The organism is Acuticoccus kandeliae (assembly GCF_003073115.1).
The window spans coordinates 592,770-609,860 of the sequence record NZ_QBBV01000002.1; the positions used below are offsets into that span (position 1 = coordinate 592,770).

Annotated in this window: 10 protein-coding genes; 3 read left to right on the forward strand and 7 right to left on the reverse strand. The window is 70.5% G+C overall.

Going from position 1 to position 17,091, the window contains the following annotated elements; genetic code table 11:
- Positions 1 to 23: 23 nt before the first annotated feature.
- The 5 genes from DBV35_RS15425 to DBV35_RS15445 all read right to left on the reverse strand — a co-directional run bounded on the left by DBV35_RS15425 (position 24) and on the right by DBV35_RS15445 (position 5,724).
- Positions 24 to 998, reverse strand: coding sequence for an ABC transporter permease (locus tag DBV35_RS15425; RefSeq protein WP_108661205.1), 975 nt, complete (start codon positions 996 to 998; stop codon positions 24 to 26).
- Positions 991 to 2,055 carry an ABC transporter permease gene (locus tag DBV35_RS15430; protein WP_342752368.1) on the reverse strand — a complete coding sequence of 355 codons (1,065 nt, stop codon included), beginning with the start codon at positions 2,053 to 2,055 and terminating at the stop codon, positions 991 to 993. Before DBV35_RS15430 ends, DBV35_RS15425 begins: the two co-directional genes overlap by 8 nt.
- Before the next feature lie 32 nt (positions 2,056 to 2,087).
- On the reverse strand, positions 2,088 to 3,683 hold the full coding sequence (locus DBV35_RS15435) for an ABC transporter ATP-binding protein (RefSeq protein ID WP_108661207.1): 1,596 nt from the start codon (positions 3,681 to 3,683) through the stop codon (positions 2,088 to 2,090).
- 63 nt (positions 3,684 to 3,746) lie between these two features.
- Positions 3,747 to 4,751: a BMP family lipoprotein gene (locus DBV35_RS15440; protein WP_205648696.1), complete on the reverse strand. Its 1,005-nt coding sequence runs from the start codon at positions 4,749 to 4,751 to the stop codon at positions 3,747 to 3,749.
- Positions 4,752 to 4,881: 130 nt separating this feature from the next.
- Positions 4,882 to 5,724, reverse strand: a complete 843-nt coding sequence (locus tag DBV35_RS15445; RefSeq protein ID WP_108661208.1) for an isopenicillin N synthase family dioxygenase — start codon at positions 5,722 to 5,724, stop codon at positions 4,882 to 4,884.
- Positions 5,725 to 5,873: 149 nt separating this feature from the next.
- On the opposite strand from DBV35_RS15445, the gene DBV35_RS15450 reads away from it, so the two are divergent.
- Positions 5,874 to 6,830, forward strand: coding sequence for an acetamidase/formamidase family protein (locus tag DBV35_RS15450; RefSeq protein ID WP_108661209.1), 957 nt, complete (start codon positions 5,874 to 5,876; stop codon positions 6,828 to 6,830).
- Positions 6,831 to 6,965: 135 nt separating this feature from the next.
- Complete coding sequence (locus DBV35_RS15455) at positions 6,966 to 7,943, forward strand: dihydrodipicolinate synthase family protein (RefSeq protein WP_108661966.1); 978 nt, start codon at positions 6,966 to 6,968, stop codon at positions 7,941 to 7,943.
- 1 nt (position 7,944) lies between these two features.
- On the opposite strand, the gene DBV35_RS15460 is transcribed toward DBV35_RS15455, so the two are convergent.
- A complete protein-coding gene (locus tag DBV35_RS15460; RefSeq protein WP_170134952.1) occupies positions 7,945 to 9,009 on the reverse strand; it encodes a mandelate racemase/muconate lactonizing enzyme family protein in 1,065 nt (354 codons plus the stop codon).
- Between the two features lie 195 nt (positions 9,010 to 9,204).
- Between DBV35_RS15460 and DBV35_RS30265 the strand changes: the two genes are divergently transcribed.
- On the forward strand, positions 9,205 to 10,194 hold the full coding sequence (locus DBV35_RS30265) for a LysR substrate-binding domain-containing protein (protein ID WP_157961781.1): 990 nt from the start codon (positions 9,205 to 9,207) through the stop codon (positions 10,192 to 10,194).
- On the opposite strand, the gene DBV35_RS30665 is transcribed toward DBV35_RS30265, so the two are convergent.
- Positions 10,181 to 17,008 (reverse strand): autotransporter outer membrane beta-barrel domain-containing protein, encoded by a 6,828-nt coding sequence (locus DBV35_RS30665; protein WP_205648697.1) that lies wholly within the window; start codon positions 17,006 to 17,008, stop codon positions 10,181 to 10,183. The genes DBV35_RS30265 and DBV35_RS30665 overlap by 14 nt on opposite strands.
- Positions 17,009 to 17,091: the final 83 nt, after the last annotated feature.

Consider the following 17,091-nt stretch of genomic DNA (forward strand, 5'->3'; position numbering starts at 1 on the left):
CCCGCCAGGCCGCCCGCCCGCCCTCAGCGGTCCTTCACGTAGGGAATGGAGAGCGCCCGCGGCGGGGTCGAGCGTCCGAAGAAGCCCGCGAGCAGCACCACCGTCAGCACGTACGGCGCCATCAGGATCGCCTCGACCGGGATCTGCCCGATCACCGGAAGGTCGACGCCCGAGAGGCGCGAGGCCGTGCTTTCGAGGACACCGAAGAGGAGGCAGGCGAGGAAGGTCGGCACCGGCTTCCAGTTGCCGAAGATCAGCGCCGCGAGCGCGATATAGCCCCGCCCCGCGCTCATCTCGCGCACGAAGCCGCCGCCGTGCCCGGTCGACAGATACGCCCCCGCGATGCCGCACAGGAGCCCCGCGATCAGCACCGCGCGATAGCGCAGCCACGCCACCGAATAGCCGGCGCTGTCCACCGCCTCGGGCGCCTCGCCGACGGCGCGGAGCCTCAGCCCGAACGTCGTCGAATAGAGCACCCACCCGGCGAGCGGCACCGCGAGAAGGGCCACATAGACGAGGATGTTCTGCCCGCTCAGGATCTCCGTATAGAACGGCCCGAAATAGGGAATGCTTGCGAAGGTCTCGGTGAAGGGCAGATTCACCTCGCCGAACCGCTCCGCCCGCGACAGGGGCGGCGTCTGCCCGCCCTGCGCGAAGAGCGCGATCCCGATCACCACCGTCAGCCCCGAGGCGAGGATGTTGATCGCGACCCCGCTCACGATCTGGTCGCCCCGGTGCGTCACGCACGCGAAGGCATGGACGAGCGCGAGCGCCATGCCCGCGAGCATCGCGCCGATGAGCCCGATCCAGGGCGAGCCCGTCGCGCTCGCGACCGCGGCGGCGACGAACGCCCCCATGAGGAGCTTGCCCTCGAGCCCGATATCGACGACGCCCGCCCGCTCCGAGAACAGCCCCGCCATCGCGCACAGGATGAGCGGGGTGGAGAGCCGCAGCGTGCTCCCCATGATCTGCATGATGTCGAGCCAGAGATCAGCCATGGGCGGGCGCGAGCCTCGGCGAGAAGAGGCGCACCAGCGGCTTTTCGAGCATGTAGGCGAGCGCGCCGGAGAACAGGATGATCAGCCCCTGGATGACGAGCACCATCTCGCGGTCGATCGTGCGGAACTCGAAGGAAAGCTCCGCACCACCCTGATAGAGCGCACCGAAGAGGATGCTCGCGAGGACGATCCCGACCGGGTGGCTGCGCCCCATCAGCGCGACCGCGATGCCGGTGAAGCCGTAGCCGGCGGTGAAGTTGAGGATCAGCTTGCCCTGCGCGCCGAGGACGTCGTTCACCGCCATCAGTCCCGCGAGCGCGCCGGAGATGCACATCACGACGATGATTGTGCGCGGCACCGCGACGCCCGCATAGCGCGCCGCCGGTTCGCTCTCGCCGAGGGTGCGGATGCGGAAGCCGAACGGCGTCTTCCACACGAGCACCCAGACGACCACGCACGCGACGAGCGCGAGCACGATCGAGAGATTCAGCGGCGAAGCCGTCGCCTCGATCCCGAACGCGCGCAGGATCTCGTGCACCTTCGGCAGCGTCGCCTCCAGATTGCGCGTCTGCGGCGTCGACTGCCCGGGCCGGATCAGCGCCCCCGTCAGCAGCGCGACGAGCACGCCCGCCGCGATGAAGTTGAACATGATGGTGGTGATGACGACGTGACTCCCGCGCGTCGCCTGGAGGACACCCGGCAGGAAGGCCCAGGCCGCACCGAAGAGCGCCGCCGCCACGATCGCGAGCGGCAGGACCACGAGCCCCGGCAGATAGGGATCGAGCGCCAGGCACACGAGCGCCGCGCCGAGCCCGCCGATCGCCGCCTGCCCCTCGCCGCCGATATTGAAGAGCCGCGCCTGGAAGGCGACGGCGACCGCGAGGCCCGCGAAAATGAAGTTCGTCGCGTAGTAGAGCGTGTAGCCGAGGCTCCCCGGATAGACGAAGGCGCCCTGGATCATCACCGTCAGCGCGCGCCAGGGATTCTCCCCGATCATCGCGACGACGAGCCCCGCCACCAGGAAGGCGAGGACGAGGTTCAGGAGCGGGATCACCACGAGATCCGCCCACCGGGGCAATTGCGAAGGGGTCACACGATCGCCTCGTCGCGGAAATTCTCTTCGGCCGGCATCGGCGGCGGATCGGCAACGCCCGCCATCATCAGCCCGACCCGCTGGCGGTCCGCGTCCGCCCCGTCGATGATCCCGACCACGCGCCCGCCATTCATCGCCATCACCCTGTCGGAGAGGGCGAGGATCTCGTCGAGCTCGACCGAGACGATCAGGATCGCGCAGCCCTGGTCGCGCAGCGCCAGAAGCTGGCGGTGGATGAACTCGATCGCGCCGATATCCACCCCGCGCGTCGGCTGGCCGACGAGGAGGAGGGCCGGCGCCGCGCCATGCTCGCGCGCGAGGATCAGCTTCTGCTGGTTCCCGCCCGAGAAGCCCGCCGCCCGCAATTCGGGGTTCGCGGGCCGCACGTCGAAAATGTCCATCAGCGACTGGCAGCGCGCCCGCATCCGCCGCGAGGCGATGAGCCAGGGCCGCTGCCCGCGCGCCTCGTCGAGATAGCCAAGGACGGCGTTCTCGCGCATCGCGAACGGGAGGACGAGCCCCTCGTGCCGCCGGTCCTCCGGCACGTGCGCGACGCCGAGGCCGCGCATCTCGGCGGGGTCCGACCGGGCGTCCGCGCTGACGGTCCGCCCCGCGACGGTGAAGGCGCCCCCCGTCGGCGGCAGGATGCCGGCGAGGACGGCGAGAAGCTCCGACTGCCCGTTCCCCGCGACGCCGGCGACGCCCAGGATCTCGCCCGCCCGCAGATTGAAGCTCACATCGTGGAGACGCGTGATCCCGCCTTCGTCGGCCGCTGAGAGCCCCTCGACAGAGAGGACGACATCGCCCGCCGGCGTCGCCGACACGTTGCGCACCGCCCGCACGGCGCGCCCGACCATCAGCTCGGCGAGCGTCTCTCGGTCGGTCTCGGCGGTGACGAGATGGGCGACCATCTGGCCGCGCCGCATCACCGACACCGCGTCCGTGATCGCCATGATCTCGCGCAGCTTGTGGGTGATGAGGAGGATCGTGACGCCGCGCGCCTTCAGCACCTTGAGGCTTTCGAAGAGGCGGTCCGTCTCGTCGGGCGTCAGGACGCCCGTCGGCTCGTCGAGGATCAGGATCCGCCCGCCCCCGATCAGCGCCTTGATGATCTCGACGCGCTGCTGGAGTCCGACCGGCATCCGCCCGACCACGGCGTGCGGATCGACCTCGAGCCCATAATCGCGCGCGATCGCCTGCATCCGCGCAAGCACCTCGTCGCGGCTCGCCTTCAGCGTCGCGCTCTTCGCAAAGCCGAGCATCAGATTTTCGAGGACGGTGAAGTTCGGCACCAGCATGAAGTGCTGGTGGACCATGCCGATACCGGCACCGATCGCATCGGCGCTGGAGGTCATCTTGACCGGCGCGCCGAAGAGCCGGATCTCGCCGGAATCGGCGGCATAGTGGCCGGCGAGGATGGAGACGAGGGTCGACTTCCCCGCCCCGTTCTCGCCGATGATCCCGTGAATCGCACCCTCGGCGACCTCGAGGTCCACGCCGTCATTCGCCTGGACGGCCCCGAACCGCTTGGAGATCGCGCTGAGGACGATGGCCGGCGCGACTGCGCCGCCGTCTGCTGCGTCAAACGTCATCGCAACCGCCCCCAGGGGCGACCGTGACACGCGAGCTCGTGGGCGAGCATCACCCGCGACCGGTCAGTCGACGGGGCAGGCCTGGTCGTCTTCGTAGTTGTGGACGGTGATCTCGCCGGCGACGATCTTCGCCTTCGCCGCCTCCATCGCGTCGCGAATGTCCGCGGTCAGGAGGTCGGCATTGTTCTCATCGGCGACATAGTCGACACCCTCCTCGGCAAGGCCGAGCACCATGATGCCGGCGGTGAACTCGCCGTTCTTGGCGTCGGTCATCGTGTCGTAGGCGGCATTGTCGACGCGCTTCAGCATCGAGGTGAGCACCGAGCCGGGGGCGACGGCGTACTGGTCGCTGTCGACGCCGATGGCGAGCTTGCCCTCGTCCGCGACGGCGCGGATCACGCCGAGGCCGGTGCCGCCGGCGGCGTGGTAGACGATGTCGGCCCCGCGGTCGATCTGGCTGCGCGCGAGCTCGGCGCCCTTCGTCGGGTCGTTCCAGGCGGCGGGCGTCGTGCCGGTCATGTTCTCCAGCACCGTCGCGTCGGGCTTCGTCGCGAGCACGCCCTGCTTGTAGCCGCAGGCGAACTTGCGGATCAGCGGAATGTCCATGCCGCCGACGAAGCCGACCGTCCCCGTCTCGCTCTTCATCGCCGCGGCGACGCCGACGAGGTAGCTGCCCTCATGCTCCTTGAAGGAATATTGGCGCAGGTTCGGCCGGTCGAGCCAGTTCACGTCGATGATCGCGAACATCTGGTCCGGGAATTCCTGGGCGACGGCGTCGATCGCGTCCGCCTGTGCGAAGCCGACGCCGAGCACCGGGTTGCCGCCGCGCTGGGCCATGCGGGTGATCGCCTGCGCGCGCTGCGTCTCGTTCGTGACCTCGAACTCCATGACGTCGTCGCCGCTCTCGTCGATGAAGCGCTTCACGCCGTTCCACACACCTTCATTGAAGGACTTGTCGAACTTGCCGCCCATGTCGAAGACGACGGCGGGCTTGAAGTCCTGCGCCATGGCGGAGGTGGCGCACAGAGCGATCGCGGCGACGCCGGCGAGCCAAGGCTTGAAGGTCATGGATATTCTCCGGACTGAGACGGTTCCGCGCTGAGCTTAATTCGCGCTCTCGCGATTTGGCTAGTGGATAGGCAAGCGCAATCCGGTCGCATTCCAGCGCGGACCGGCGCGCCCTGCCCGGCGATCCTCCTCAGCTGCCGAGCCCGATCTCGCGCAGCCGCTCGGTGAGATAATCGTTGGCCGTCCGGTCCCTCGAAAGCTTCACCTCCGGACGCGGATGAATGAACATCGGCATCGAGAAGCGCGGCCCGGCCTTCGCGTCGGGCGGATTGACGACGCGATGCGTCGTCGAGGGATAGTGGCCGCCCGAGGCGAGCTCCAGCATGTCGCCCGTGTTCACCGCGATCATGCCCGGATCGCACGGCACCTCGTGCCAGTTGCCCTCACGGTCGCGCGCCTGAAGGCCCGGCGCGGAGCCGGCGAGAAGAAGCGTGATGAGGTTGATATCCTCGTGCGCCGCCGCCCGCGTCGCCCCCGCATCGAACACCTGCCCCTCCTGCGAGGGATAGTGGAGGATGCGCAGCATCGACTGTGCGCTTCCCGACAGCATCTCAGGCAGCGGCTCGGAGAAGGCCGTGCGCACGTCCTCCGGCGTGTTCGCCTCGATCCACTTCAACAGCGTCCCGCCGAGATCCACGAGATCCTCGTAGAGGGAGCGCGTCGTCGTCTCCACCTCGCCGGGCAGCGCCGTCGCGGGATAGACCTGGAAGAACTCCTTCAGATCCTTCGTCGGCGAGCCCTTCGCGTTCTCCGAGCGGAACGGATAGTAGCCCTCCGGCGAGGACGGCTTGTGCGTAAAGCTCTCCTTGCTCGGCGAGGCGAAGAAATAGCCCCAGTCTCGATAGGCCTCGTCGATGCGTTCGGGCGCGATCGGATGGTCCTTCAGGACCGCGAAGCCGGTCTCGCGCAGGGACCGCGTGAAGGCCGCAGGCGCATCGGGATCGCGGAAGCTCACCGCTTGGATATTGAACATGATCTCTGTCGCTCGCAGGGACTGGGCGTCTAAGATGTTAGAGCGGGACTCCACCGACTTCAAACGGCGCTCGATGCGATTGGACATCGCCGTCCCGCCGCGCCACCCTCCGCCCGAACCCCATCCTCGCGACCGACACGGACCGACACATGCCGAGCGCCCTGCCTCCCGCCGACGAGACCCTCTCCGCGAGCGTCGAGAACTGCCACTGGGGCTATTTCGAAGCGAAGCTCGCGCCCCGCCTCACCGTCGCCCCCGGCACGAGCGTGCGCATCGAGACCGTGTCCGGCGGGCCGGACCACCTGCCGAAGGGCGATTTCTTCATCCCGCCGGCCCTTGCCGACATCCACGCCCGGTCCGAGCGGATGCTGCCGGGTCACATCCTCACCGGCCCCGTCGCGATCGAGGGCGCCGAGCCCGGCGACCTCCTCGAAGTGAAAATCGAAGGCATCGCGCTCGCGCAGGACTGGGGCTACACCTTCTTCAAGCCCCTCGGCGGGACGCTGCCGGACGCCTTCCCCGAGGGGAAGTTCGCCCACACCCGGCTCGACATGGAGGCCGGCCGCGCCGAAACACCGTGGGGCACCACCCTCGCGACCCATCCCTTCTTCGGCGTGCTCGGCGTCGCCCCGCCGCCCGAATGGGGCCGCTGCACCTCGATCATCCCGCGCACCTTCGGCGGCAATCTCGACAACAAGTCGCTCGTCCCCGGCACCTCGCTCTTCCTGCCGGTCTACGTGCCGGGCGCGCTCTTCTCGTGCGGTGACGGCCATGCCGCGCAGGGCGACGGCGAGGTCTGCGGCACCGCCATCGAGACCGCGCTGAACGGCGTCTTCTCATTCGCGATCCACAAGGGCGCGGCGACCGCCCGCCCCTACGCGCTGACGCCGACCCATCTCCTCACGATGGCGACCCACCCCGATCTCGACGTGTGCGCCGAGCGCGCCCTCCTCGACATGATCGAGCTCGTCGCGGCGACGACCGCGATGACCCGCGACGACGCCTACATGCTGGCGAGCCTCGCGGCCGACATGAAGATCACCCAGACCGTGAACCAGCACAAAGGTGTGCACTGCATGATCGCGCGCGAGCTGGTCGGCCGCTGACCAGCGCATTTTCGCGCACCAGACTGCTCTCCCATAACGCCACGATATGGCAGAGCGCCGAATTGCGATGTGCATCGCACCCGCCAAGGTGCGATGGATGCGGGACGGACGGACGACGAGACGGAGGAACGGGCGATGAAATACCGGCGCAACGAGGCCAAGGACTACGCGCGCGAGAATTTGAAGGGCATCTGGGCCGCCGCCCTCACCCCCTTCAAGGAGGACCTCTCGATCGACGAGGCCGGCTACAAGTCCAACCTCGTCCACTGGTTCGACGATCTCGCCATCGACGGCGCCTTCATCAGCGGCAAGCAGGGCGAGTTCTTCTCGATGTCCGTGCCGGAGCGCAAGCGCACCTTCGAGATCGCGGTGGACGCGGCCGAGGGGCGCGGCGCGACGATCATGTCCTGCTCGGACCAGAACATGGACGTCGTCCTCGACCTTGCGAAGCACTCCGAGGCGATCGGCGCGGACTATATCGTCGTCCACGCCCCGATCCTGCACTTCGTCCACGATCAGGACGAGACACTCTACCAATATTACAAGCACATCTCCGAACAGGTGGAGATCGGCATCGCCCTCTGGAGCCATCCGGACAGCGGCTATCTCATGAGCCCGGAGCTCTGCGCGCGCATCGCCGAGCTGCCCAACATCGTCGCGATCAAATACAGCGTCCCGCGCCCGATGTACGCCAAGCTCACCGAGATCGCCGGCGACACGCTGATCGTCAGCACCGCCTCGGAGGAGGAGTGGCTCGACAACATCATCGAGCTCAACTGGCAGGTCTATCTCTGCTCCTCGCCCCCCTACCTCATCCAGACGAAGTGGGACCGGCGGATGCGCGAATACACCGACCTCGCCTTCGCCGGCGAGCACGCGCGCGCCCGCGCCGTGCGCGACAGCCTCAACCCCGTGCGCCAGGCGATGAAGTCGACGCGGCCGGCCGACAAGCCGCAGGCCTCGCAGAAATATTGGCAGGAGCTGCTCGGCCAGGCCGGAGGCCCGGTGCGCCGCCCGATGCTCCCCCTCACCGACGCCGAGCGCGCCGCGATCCGCGCCGCGTTCGAGACCTGCGGCCTCCAGCACGGCCCGAGCGCGGCGGCCGCCGAGTAGCTCAGCGCCGCGCGACCCCGGTGCCGGGCCCGTCCGGCACCAGCACTGCCCCGTCCTCGATCGCGAGCCCCCGATAGGGGTCGCCGTCGAGGCGGGCGAACTCCGCAAGTTCCGATAGCCCGCCGAGCGCAGGAAGCGCGGCGGCGACATGGACCGCGTGCGCGACGAGGAGCTGGCTGCCCACATTCGCCCCCATCCGCACCGCAACGCCCGCCGCCGCGCAGATCCCCGCCATCTCGAAGGTCGGCCCGATCCCGCCCGAGCGGGCGAGCTTCAGGTTGACCGACGCCACCCCGCCGCGCGCCGCGATCGCGCGCACGGCGTCCGCCGAGCCCGCCGCCTCGTCCGCCTCCACCGGCACCGCAACGGCGCGCGCCACCGCGGCGAGCCCGGCGATGTCGTCCGCCGCCACCGGTTGCTCGAAGAAGGCGAGGCCGGCCCCCTCCACAAGCGCCGCGAAACGGATCGCCTCCGCGACCCCGAACGCCATGTTGGCGTCGACCGCGAGGCGCACCCCATCGCCGACCGCCGCCCGCACCGCCGCGACGCGCGCCGCGTCCGCCGCGACATCGCCCGCGACCTTCACCTTCAGCCCGCGATAGCCCGCGTCGACGAGGGCGCGCGCCTCCTCGGCCATCGCCGCCGGGTCCTTCAGCGCGAGGATGCGCATCAGCGGCAGCCGATCGCGGACCTTGCCGCCATAGAGGGCGTGGAGCGGCACGCCGAGCGCGCGCGCCTTGAGGTCGTGGAGCGCGCAGTCGATCGCCGCCTTCGCCGGATTGTTGCGCGCGACGAGCCCCCGCAACCGCGCCATTGCGGCGTCGACCGCGTCGACCTCCCATCCGATCAACGCCTCGCCCATGACGCGCAGCGCCGCGAAGGTCTCCTCCTGCGTGGTGCCGAGATGGGCATAGGCGGCGGCGTAACCCTCGCCCGCGATCCCGCCTTCGGCGCGGAGCGTCACGATGCAGGCTTCGTTGAAGGGGATCGCCCGGCCCGCGATCCGCCAGTCCGGGTCATGGTCGGCGAGCGTCAGCCGTTCGATCGAAAAGTCTCTGATCCGCACCTTCCGCCCCGCCAGGGTGCGGATCTCCGATCCGCGCCTCTCCGTCCCGCCACGATGCGGATCTCTGATCCGCACCCTTTCCGCCCCGCTACGGTGCGGGTCCCTGATCCGCACCTTTTCGCCCTGCAATGATGCGCCGTCGGTGGATCTGTCATCCGGCGCCGCGCTATCAGTGAGTGACACCGGGCCCGCATCATGGACAAGCCGACGCCGCAGGATATCGACCAGGAGGAACGCCTGCGCCAGGCGCTCGCGCAGCGCGTCAAGCTCCAGCACCTGCGCGTCTTCCTCGAAGTGGCGCGGCAGGAGAGCGTGTCGAAGGCCGCCGCCGTCCTCAACCTTGCCCAGCCCGCCGTCACCAAGACGCTGCGGGAGCTGGAGCGGCTCCTCGCCGCCCCCCTCTTCGAGCGTCGGGCGCGTGGCGTGGTGCTGACGGAGGCGGGCCGCCTCGTCCTCCCGCATGTCCAGGCCGTCTTCTCCGATCTCGGCCGCATCGGCGACGAGGTCAGCGCCTTTCAGCGCGGCACGCTCGGCGCGATCACCGTCGGCGCCACGATGTCGGTCCTGCCCCAGCTCCTGCCCGAATGCCTCGCGGACGCGGCGGTGACGGGCTCGGGCGGTCTCGTGCGCGTCGTCGAAGGGACAATCGAGCCGATGATCGCCGCGCTCGAAAGCGGGCAGGTCGACCTCGTCCTCGGCCGCGTGCCGACGGCGCCGACCGGCGCGCACCTCACCCACGAGATCCTCTTCGAGGACCCGTTCGTCCCGGTCGTCGGCGCGGCCCATCCGCTCGCCGGCGAGGCCGCGCCCGCCGCCGCGCGCCTGTCGGCTTTTCCCTGGATCATCCCGCCCTACGGCTCGTCCGCCGCCGAGCCACTGGAGCGCTATTTCCTGCGCAGCGGCATCCGGCCGAGGCGGCGCGGGATCGAGACCGTCTCCTACCAGACGATCCTCAGCCTCCTCGAACGCACCGACGCGATCGCGATCCTGCCGCAGCATCTCGCAGTCGCAGGCGCGGCGCGCGGGGCGGTCGCGATCATCGCCCCGCCGCTCGGCGAGAGCCGCCTGCCGGTCGGGATCACCGCCCGCGCCGACCGCCCGCTCCATCCGCTCGCCGCCATCGTCGCCGACGCCTTCCGCCGCGCGGCGCGCGCCCTCGCCGAAGCCGCGCTCAGAAGCGCTTGATGAGGCGGAACGTGCCGCTGTGGCTCGTATAGTCGTCGCCGAATGCGCCGCCATACTCGGCGCGGATGTCGAACCCGGTCTTGCTCGTGATCTGGAGGCCCGCCCCGATCCGCCCGACGACGTCCGCGATCGGCAGTGTCGTCTCGAACGACCCCGTCCCGGCGGGGGCGGCGGCGAGCTTGGCCGACGTCGTCCACGAATCCTCGGTCGAGAGGCTGACGCCGCCGCTCGCGAAGAGGCGGGCGTGCCAGTCCTCGTTGATCGCGACCTTGCCGCCGATCTCGATCGCGGGCGTCACGACGAGGGCCGTCTGGTCCTCCTCCGCGACGCGCAGATTGTAGAGGCCCGCGCCCGACTCGGTGTAGCTCCCGGCGTTGGTATGGAGGAGGTCGACGTCGAGGAACGGCCGCACATAGGCGTTCTCGGTGGCGTAGGTGTAGGCCGCCCGCGCCCGCGCGCTCACGGTGTAAAGGTCCGCATTCCCGCTCGCGGTTGCGACATTGCCGGGCGTCACCACCCGCCGGTCGATATCGTAGCTGCCATAGGAGCCGGAGAGCGCGCCCGCGATGGTGAAGGCGCCGATCTCGCGCTTCACCGAGACGGCCGCGTAGCCGCTCGACCCGTCCGAGGAGGAGAGATTGTCCGAGCTGTCGTAGTTGGAATCCTCGTAGCCGACGGCGAGACCGACGAACCAGTCCGGCCGCACCTCGAGCTGAACGCCGCCCGCGAGGCCCCAGGTGTTGCCGTCATAGCCGGGCTCTCCGCCCTGATCGACCGCCGCCGCGCCGCCCTCGGCCCACACGCACGCCTCTTCCCCGAACATCGCCGAGTCGGCGGAGAAGGCCGGGCAGCTCAGCGCCTTGTCGAGCCGCCCCTGCGCGAGCGCGGCCTGCGCGGCGGCCGCCGCCTGCGACCCGCCCGGCGACAGCGCCGTCAGCGCCTGCGCATAGGCCACGCCCGACGCGTCGTTCTCGGCGAGCGCCGCATAGTCGGCGAGAAGGCGCGCATAGCGGCCCGAGCCCGCGGCGAAGATCTCGTCGAGATGGCGTCCGGCCGTCGCCTGGTTCGGCGACAGGGTCGAGAAGGCCTCGGCGAAGCGCGTGCGCTCGATCGAGAGCTCGACCGCACCGTCCCGCACGCGGGCATCGTAGTCGATCGTGCGCGTGTCGATCGCCTCGATCGCGCCCACGAGTGCCCCCTCGGCCGCCACGACCGCGATCCCATCGGTCGGTGCGAGCGTCGCCGCCGCGACCTCGATCCGCCCGTTCACGAGCGCATCGCCCTCCACGATGACGGTGCCCGCCCGCCCCCGCGCGAAGTTCGCGCCGACGACGAGCGTCCCCTCGCGCGACTGGCGGAAATCCCCGGTGATGCGCGTGCGCTCGAACGCCGTCCCCTCGCCGACGACGAAGCGGCCCCGATTGACGACGTTCGCCTCGTAGAGCGAAGCCCCGGTGATGGAGTTGCTGGAATAGTTGTTGACGGTGACCGCGCTGTTCCCGGCCGCGTTCTGGCTGAGGACGTTGCCCGTCATCGTGCCGTAGACGTCGACCACGAGCCCCCCCGAATTCGCGGTGTAGTAGGCGACTGCCGTGCCGTAGCTCTCGCCCGCGACGACGCTGCCGCCCGCGTTGATGGTGAGGACGTTGGTCGCCCCGTCGAGCACCATGATGCCGGCCCCGTCATCGCCCGTGCCACCGGTGACCGCGCCGTCGATCATCAGCGTGATGTTGCCGCTCCCGGACGCGCCCGCGCTCTGCGCGACGATGCCGATGGCGTTCTCGCCCCCGCTCGCATCAATCACCGACGTCTCATCCACCGACACGCCCACCGTGCCGCCGGTGCCGCTGCCGGACGTCAGCGCGCCGAGGAAGACGCCGCTGGAATCGCCCGCCATGCCGCCGCCGCCACCGATCGACTGGGCGAGGATGCCGAACGCGTCGTCCCCGTCGATGTCTATCGTGGTCATCGAGATGTCGACGGTCACGGCCCCGCCATTGCCCGACCCGCCGCCGGAGCGCGTCACGCGGGAGAGCGGCCCGCTCGCCGCCGCGCCCGCGACGCCACCGCCGCCGCCGATGGACTGCGCGATCACCATGTGACCGCCGGCACCGTGTCCCGTCAGCGCGCTGTCGCTGAGCGTGACGCTCACCGTGTCGCCATTGCCGCCCGCCCCGCCCTGGCCGCCGAGATTGACGCTCGCGAGGTTGTCGGCGCTGCCGGCCCCGCCGATGCCGCCGCCCCCGCCGATGGACTGGGCAAGGATGCCGAACGCCCGCGCCCCAAAGGTTTCGATGGGGGTGGTGATATTCACCGTGACGGTGTCGCCGTCGCCCGAGACGCCGCCGCTGCCGCCGACCGCGACGTCGACCGAATAGTCGTCGTCCCCGCCGTCCGATGTGTCGGAGGTGCCCGAGCCGCCGATGCCGCCACCGCCGCCGATCGACTGGGCAACGAGGGCGTAGGCATCGTCGCCATTCGTGGTGATCGCCATGATCCCGGTGACCGACACGGCCGCACCCGACCCAGAGATCGTGGAGCTGCCGCCGACCGAGGCGCCGACGCTCAGCGACCCGGAGGCCGAATCGGACCCGTCGCCGCCCTGCCCGCCGCCGCCGCCGATGGACTGGAGGAGGAGGCCGTGCGCCATGTAGCCGGACGTCGTGATCGACGCGTCGTTGGTCCCGAGGATCACATCCACCGCGCCGCCATCGCCGCCGCCGCCACCCGTGCCGCCGACGCTGAGATCGAGCTGCGCCGTCTCGCCCGTGCTCGACGAGGCGGCCGAGCCGCCGGTGCCGCCGCCGCCGCCGATCGCCTGGGCGACGATGCCGTCCGCAAAGTCGCCCGCCGTCGTGATCGTGCTGTCATAGTTGATGGAGACGCCGCCGCTCGCACCGCCATCGCCGCCGCGCCCGCCGACCGAGACGCTCGCCGAGAGGCTGATATCGTCGTCCTCGTCGCCGCCGTCGTCGTCAGAAGCGTCGGCCGTGTCGTCGGTGGAGCCAACCGACCCGGCGAGACCGCCGCCGCCGCCGATCGACTGGGCCATGATGCCGTCCGCGTCGACGCCTGCCGTGGTGATCGTGCTGCCGGCCGACGTCGTCACCGTCACGAGGCCCGAATCGCCGCCCGCCCCGCCCTTCTGGCCGAGATTGACCGTCGCCGAGCCCGTCAGCGACCCCTCTTCCGAGTTCGCGTCGGCCGAGACCCCGATCTCGCCGCCCTGGACCGTGCCGCCGCCGCCACCGACCGACTGCGCGACGACGCCGCGCGAGCCATCCCCGTCCGTCTTCAGCACCGCGTCGCCATAGAGCGTCACGGTCGCCGTGTCGCCATTCGCCCCCTGCTCGCTCGACAGAAGGTTGGCCGAGCCGAGGTCGAGATTGATGTTGATTGTGCTCGCGCCGAGAATGGTGGTGGTCGTCGTGGAGGGAACGCCGGAATTGCCGCCGCCGCCGCCGATCGACTGGGCCACCACCGCGTTCGCATACTGGCCGGTGGTATGGACGTTCGTCGGCGCGCTGCTCGTGCCGCTGCTGGAGCCGACGGTCGCGGTCGCGGTGCCGCCCGACCCGCCATCCCCGCCCGAGCCGCCGAGCGCGCCGGTGAGGGTGAGCCCGTAGGTCTGTGTGCTGTCGGGGATCGTCGTCGCCGCCGACGAGGCGTCGCCGCCCGAGCCGCCGCCGCCGCCGACCGACTGGACGAGCATCCCGTGCGAGCCCGCCCCGTTGGTGGTGATGGAGGACTGGCCGGCGACCGTCGCCGAGGCCGCCTTGCCACTGCCCCCGTCGCCCGCCGCGCCACCCATCGAGAATTGCGCGTTGACGGTGACGGTGATGTCCGGATCCTCAGGGTCGATCGGCACACCGGTGGTGATCGCCTGCGAGGCCGCCGCCCCGCCCATGCCGCCACCGCCGCCGATCGACTGGACGAGGACACCGATCGCGTCGTTCGCGCTCGCCGTGTCCTGGTCCGCCGCTGTCTTGATCGTGGTTCCAGTCAGCGAGACGGTCGCGCTCGACGCGTCACCTCCGCCCCCACCGAGCCCGCCGGCCGCGACGCCGATCGACAGGAAGCCATAGGCCTGGTTCGTCGCCGAGCCGCCGATGCCGCCGCCCCCGCCGACGGACTGGGCGATCACGCCCGCGCCGCGATTGCCGTTGGTGGTGATCGTGCCGTTGTCGAGCGTGACGCTCACCTCGCCGCCCGTGCCGCCGCCCGAGGCGGAGCCGCCCATGGAAAGGTTCAGGAAGTCGAGGCCGGTCGTGGTGCTCGCGTCGCCGCCGGTGCCGCCGCCGCCGCCGACCGAGTGCGCGACGACGCCGCTCGCCGCCGTGCCGTTCGTCGTCACCGTGAAGCCGGCAGTGTTCGTGAGCTGCACGAGCCCGCCATCGCCGCCGCCGCCCGACGCGCCGCCGATCGCGCCCGCCGGAACCGACAGGATCGAGGCCGAGAAGGCGTTGCCGCCATTGCCGCCACCGCCGCCCACCGACTGGGCGAGGAGCCCGTGGGCGTAGCCGCCGGAGGTGGTGATGGTGCCGATATCGGTGATGTCGACCTCACCGCCCGCGCCGCCGTCGCTGCCCGCGCCGCCGATCGTCATGATGCCGTAATCGGTGCCGCCGCTCGACGAGCTCGGCGTCCCCGTCGCGCTGCCGCCGCCGCCGCCGATCGACTGGGCGAGGATGCCGATCGCGGCGTCGCCCTGCGTCGTGATCGTCCCGGTGTTCGCGACCGTCGTGGTCCCGGCCGGCACGCCCGCATCCGACCCCGCCGTCGCGCCGAGGCTGACGGCGGCCGCCGCGACGCCCGCCGATCCGCCCGCGCCGACGATCGACTGGGCCATGATGCCCATCGCGCCAAAGCCGGATGTCTCGATGGTGCCGGAGTTCGTGACGGTCACCGCGCCGCTCTCGCCGCCCGATCCGCCCGAGCCGCCGAGCGCAACCACGAGGGCGTCCGAAACGCCGCCCTCGCCGCCGCCGCCACCGATCGACTGCGCCACGATGCCCGATGCGAAGATGCCGTTGGCGCTGATGTCCCCGGCGTTCGTGACGCTCACGGTGTCGCCGTTGCCGCCCTTGCCGCCGGCCCCGCCCGAGCCGCCGAAGAGGCCCTGGAAGTCGCCCCCGTCGCCGCCACCGCCGCCGACCGACTGGGCGAGCACGCCGTGGGCGAAATTGTTGGCCGAGTCCGCGTCGACCGTGCCGTCGGTCGAGATCGCGCCCGAGTTGATGGTGACGCTGACCGTCCCGCCATTGCCGCCGTCACCGGCCGAGCCGGGGCTGCCGAACACGGCGTTGCCGTCGCTCCCCTGGCCGCCGAAATTGCCGATCGACTGGCCGACGATGCCGCGCCCGGAGTCGGAGCCCGCGCTGGAGGAGATCGCCGCCAGCGTCTGCCCCTCCTCGACGCTCACCGTGATCGACACCGCCCCGCCATTGCCGCCGGTGCCGCCGGTCGAGGTGTTGGCGTTGTCGAGACCCGCGCCCCCCTCGCCGCCGCTCGAGTTGGCGAAGAGCACATCCACGTTGGTGCCCGTCGCGCTCACTGCGATGCCGTCCGTGCCGTAGGCGCTCGACGTGACCTCGATCGTCGCCGTGCCGCCATTGCCGCCGGTGCCGCCCGTGGTGCCGGACTGGCCGACCCCGCCCGCGCCGCCGCTCGAAAGCACCATGACGGTCGCGCTCGGCTTGCTGCTCGGCGTGGTGCCGGTCTGGACGAGATTGGCCGCCGCGTTCACCCAGGCCTTCGCCGCGCCGCCATTGCCGCCATCACCGCCATCGGTGAAGTCCGAATCGAGGCCGACATCGTAGGACCAGCCGCCCTCGCCGCCGCCGCTGAGGGCGTAGATCCCGGCGATCGTGCCGTCGGTGCTGGCGCCGGTGACGTTGAGAAAGCCGTAGCTGTTGACGGTCACCGACGCGCCGTCGCCGCCGGTCGAGGCCCCGCCGCCGCCCTGCGTCTCGTCGTCGGAGGAGTTGTAGTCGTTCGGCCCGCGCCCGCCGACCGACTGGGCGTAGATGCCGTAGGTGTAGGCCGCCGTGATCGGGTTCGCCGCGCTGCCGACGGTGATGCCGCCCGAATTGACGGTCACGTCGCCGCCATTCCCGCCGTTGCCGCCATCGGGCGTGAAGGAGGACGATTCGTTGCCGCGCCCGCCGAACCCGCCATTCGCCTCCACGAAGAGCGCGGCCGCACTCGCCTGCGAGATCTGCATCGTCTCGGTGGTGACCAGCGAGATGTCCGCCGTGTCGCCGTCATAGGTGACGGAATTGGCGTTGCCGCCCGCCCCGCCATTGCTCTTGTTGTTCGTGTTGTCGTCGGCGCCGTTGCCGCCGAGCGAGCCGAGCTGAACCGCGTAAACATCGTAGAGCGAGTTGGCGTCGAGATTGTAGTTGAGGGTCGTCGTGCTCGGCGCGTTGTAGGTGATGGTGCCGCCATCGCCACCGGAGGACGGCCCGTCGTCCGACCCCGCCCCGCCGTTCGAGTAGACCCGGAGACTGATCGCGAGTTCGTCGGGATTGGACGAGCTCGAAACCGACACGTCGATGTTGGAATCGACATTGTAGGTGTAGCTGTCCCCCTCGCCGCCGGCGGTGCTGCCGGAACCGGCCGTGCCGGTGTTCGTGTGGCTGAAGGGCTCGGCGGTCGTCGACCCGTTCGAGAAGGTGCAGGTGCTGCCCGAGACCGTGCAGTCGATCGTCTGCGCGAAGGCCGGGAAGGGCAGGAGCGCGAGCGCCCCGGTGGAGAGCATCGTCGTGACCAGCAGGCGCGTGCGAAAGCCGGCCGCTGCGGTGTTCTTGTCCATGCCCTTGTCTCCCCGGCAATTGCGAGAATGCACGCACCGTTCGCGTCGCCGGGCAAGCCTTGATCTCGATCAAATCGGCGCAG

What these genes read in the sequence shown, in the direction of transcription:
- DBV35_RS15425 (WP_108661205.1), bottom strand. Translation starts at nt 998, where the DNA reads ATGGCTGATCTCTGGCTCGACATCATGCAGATCATGGGGAGCACGCTG.
- DBV35_RS15435 (WP_108661207.1), bottom strand. Translation starts at nt 3,683, where the DNA reads ATGACGTTTGACGCAGCAGACGGCGGCGCAGTCGCGCCGGCCATCGTC.
- DBV35_RS15440 (WP_205648696.1), bottom strand. Translation starts at nt 4,751, where the DNA reads ATGACCTTCAAGCCTTGGCTCGCCGGCGTCGCCGCGATCGCTCTGTGC.
- DBV35_RS15445 (WP_108661208.1), bottom strand. Translation starts at nt 5,724, where the DNA reads ATGTTCAATATCCAAGCGGTGAGCTTCCGCGATCCCGATGCGCCTGCG.
- DBV35_RS15450 (WP_108661209.1), top strand. Translation starts at nt 5,874, where the DNA reads ATGCCGAGCGCCCTGCCTCCCGCCGACGAGACCCTCTCCGCGAGCGTC.
- DBV35_RS15455 (WP_108661966.1), top strand. Translation starts at nt 6,966, where the DNA reads ATGAAATACCGGCGCAACGAGGCCAAGGACTACGCGCGCGAGAATTTG.
- DBV35_RS30265 (WP_157961781.1), top strand. Translation starts at nt 9,205, where the DNA reads ATGGACAAGCCGACGCCGCAGGATATCGACCAGGAGGAACGCCTGCGC.
- DBV35_RS30665 (WP_205648697.1), bottom strand. Translation starts at nt 17,008, where the DNA reads ATGGACAAGAACACCGCAGCGGCCGGCTTTCGCACGCGCCTGCTGGTC.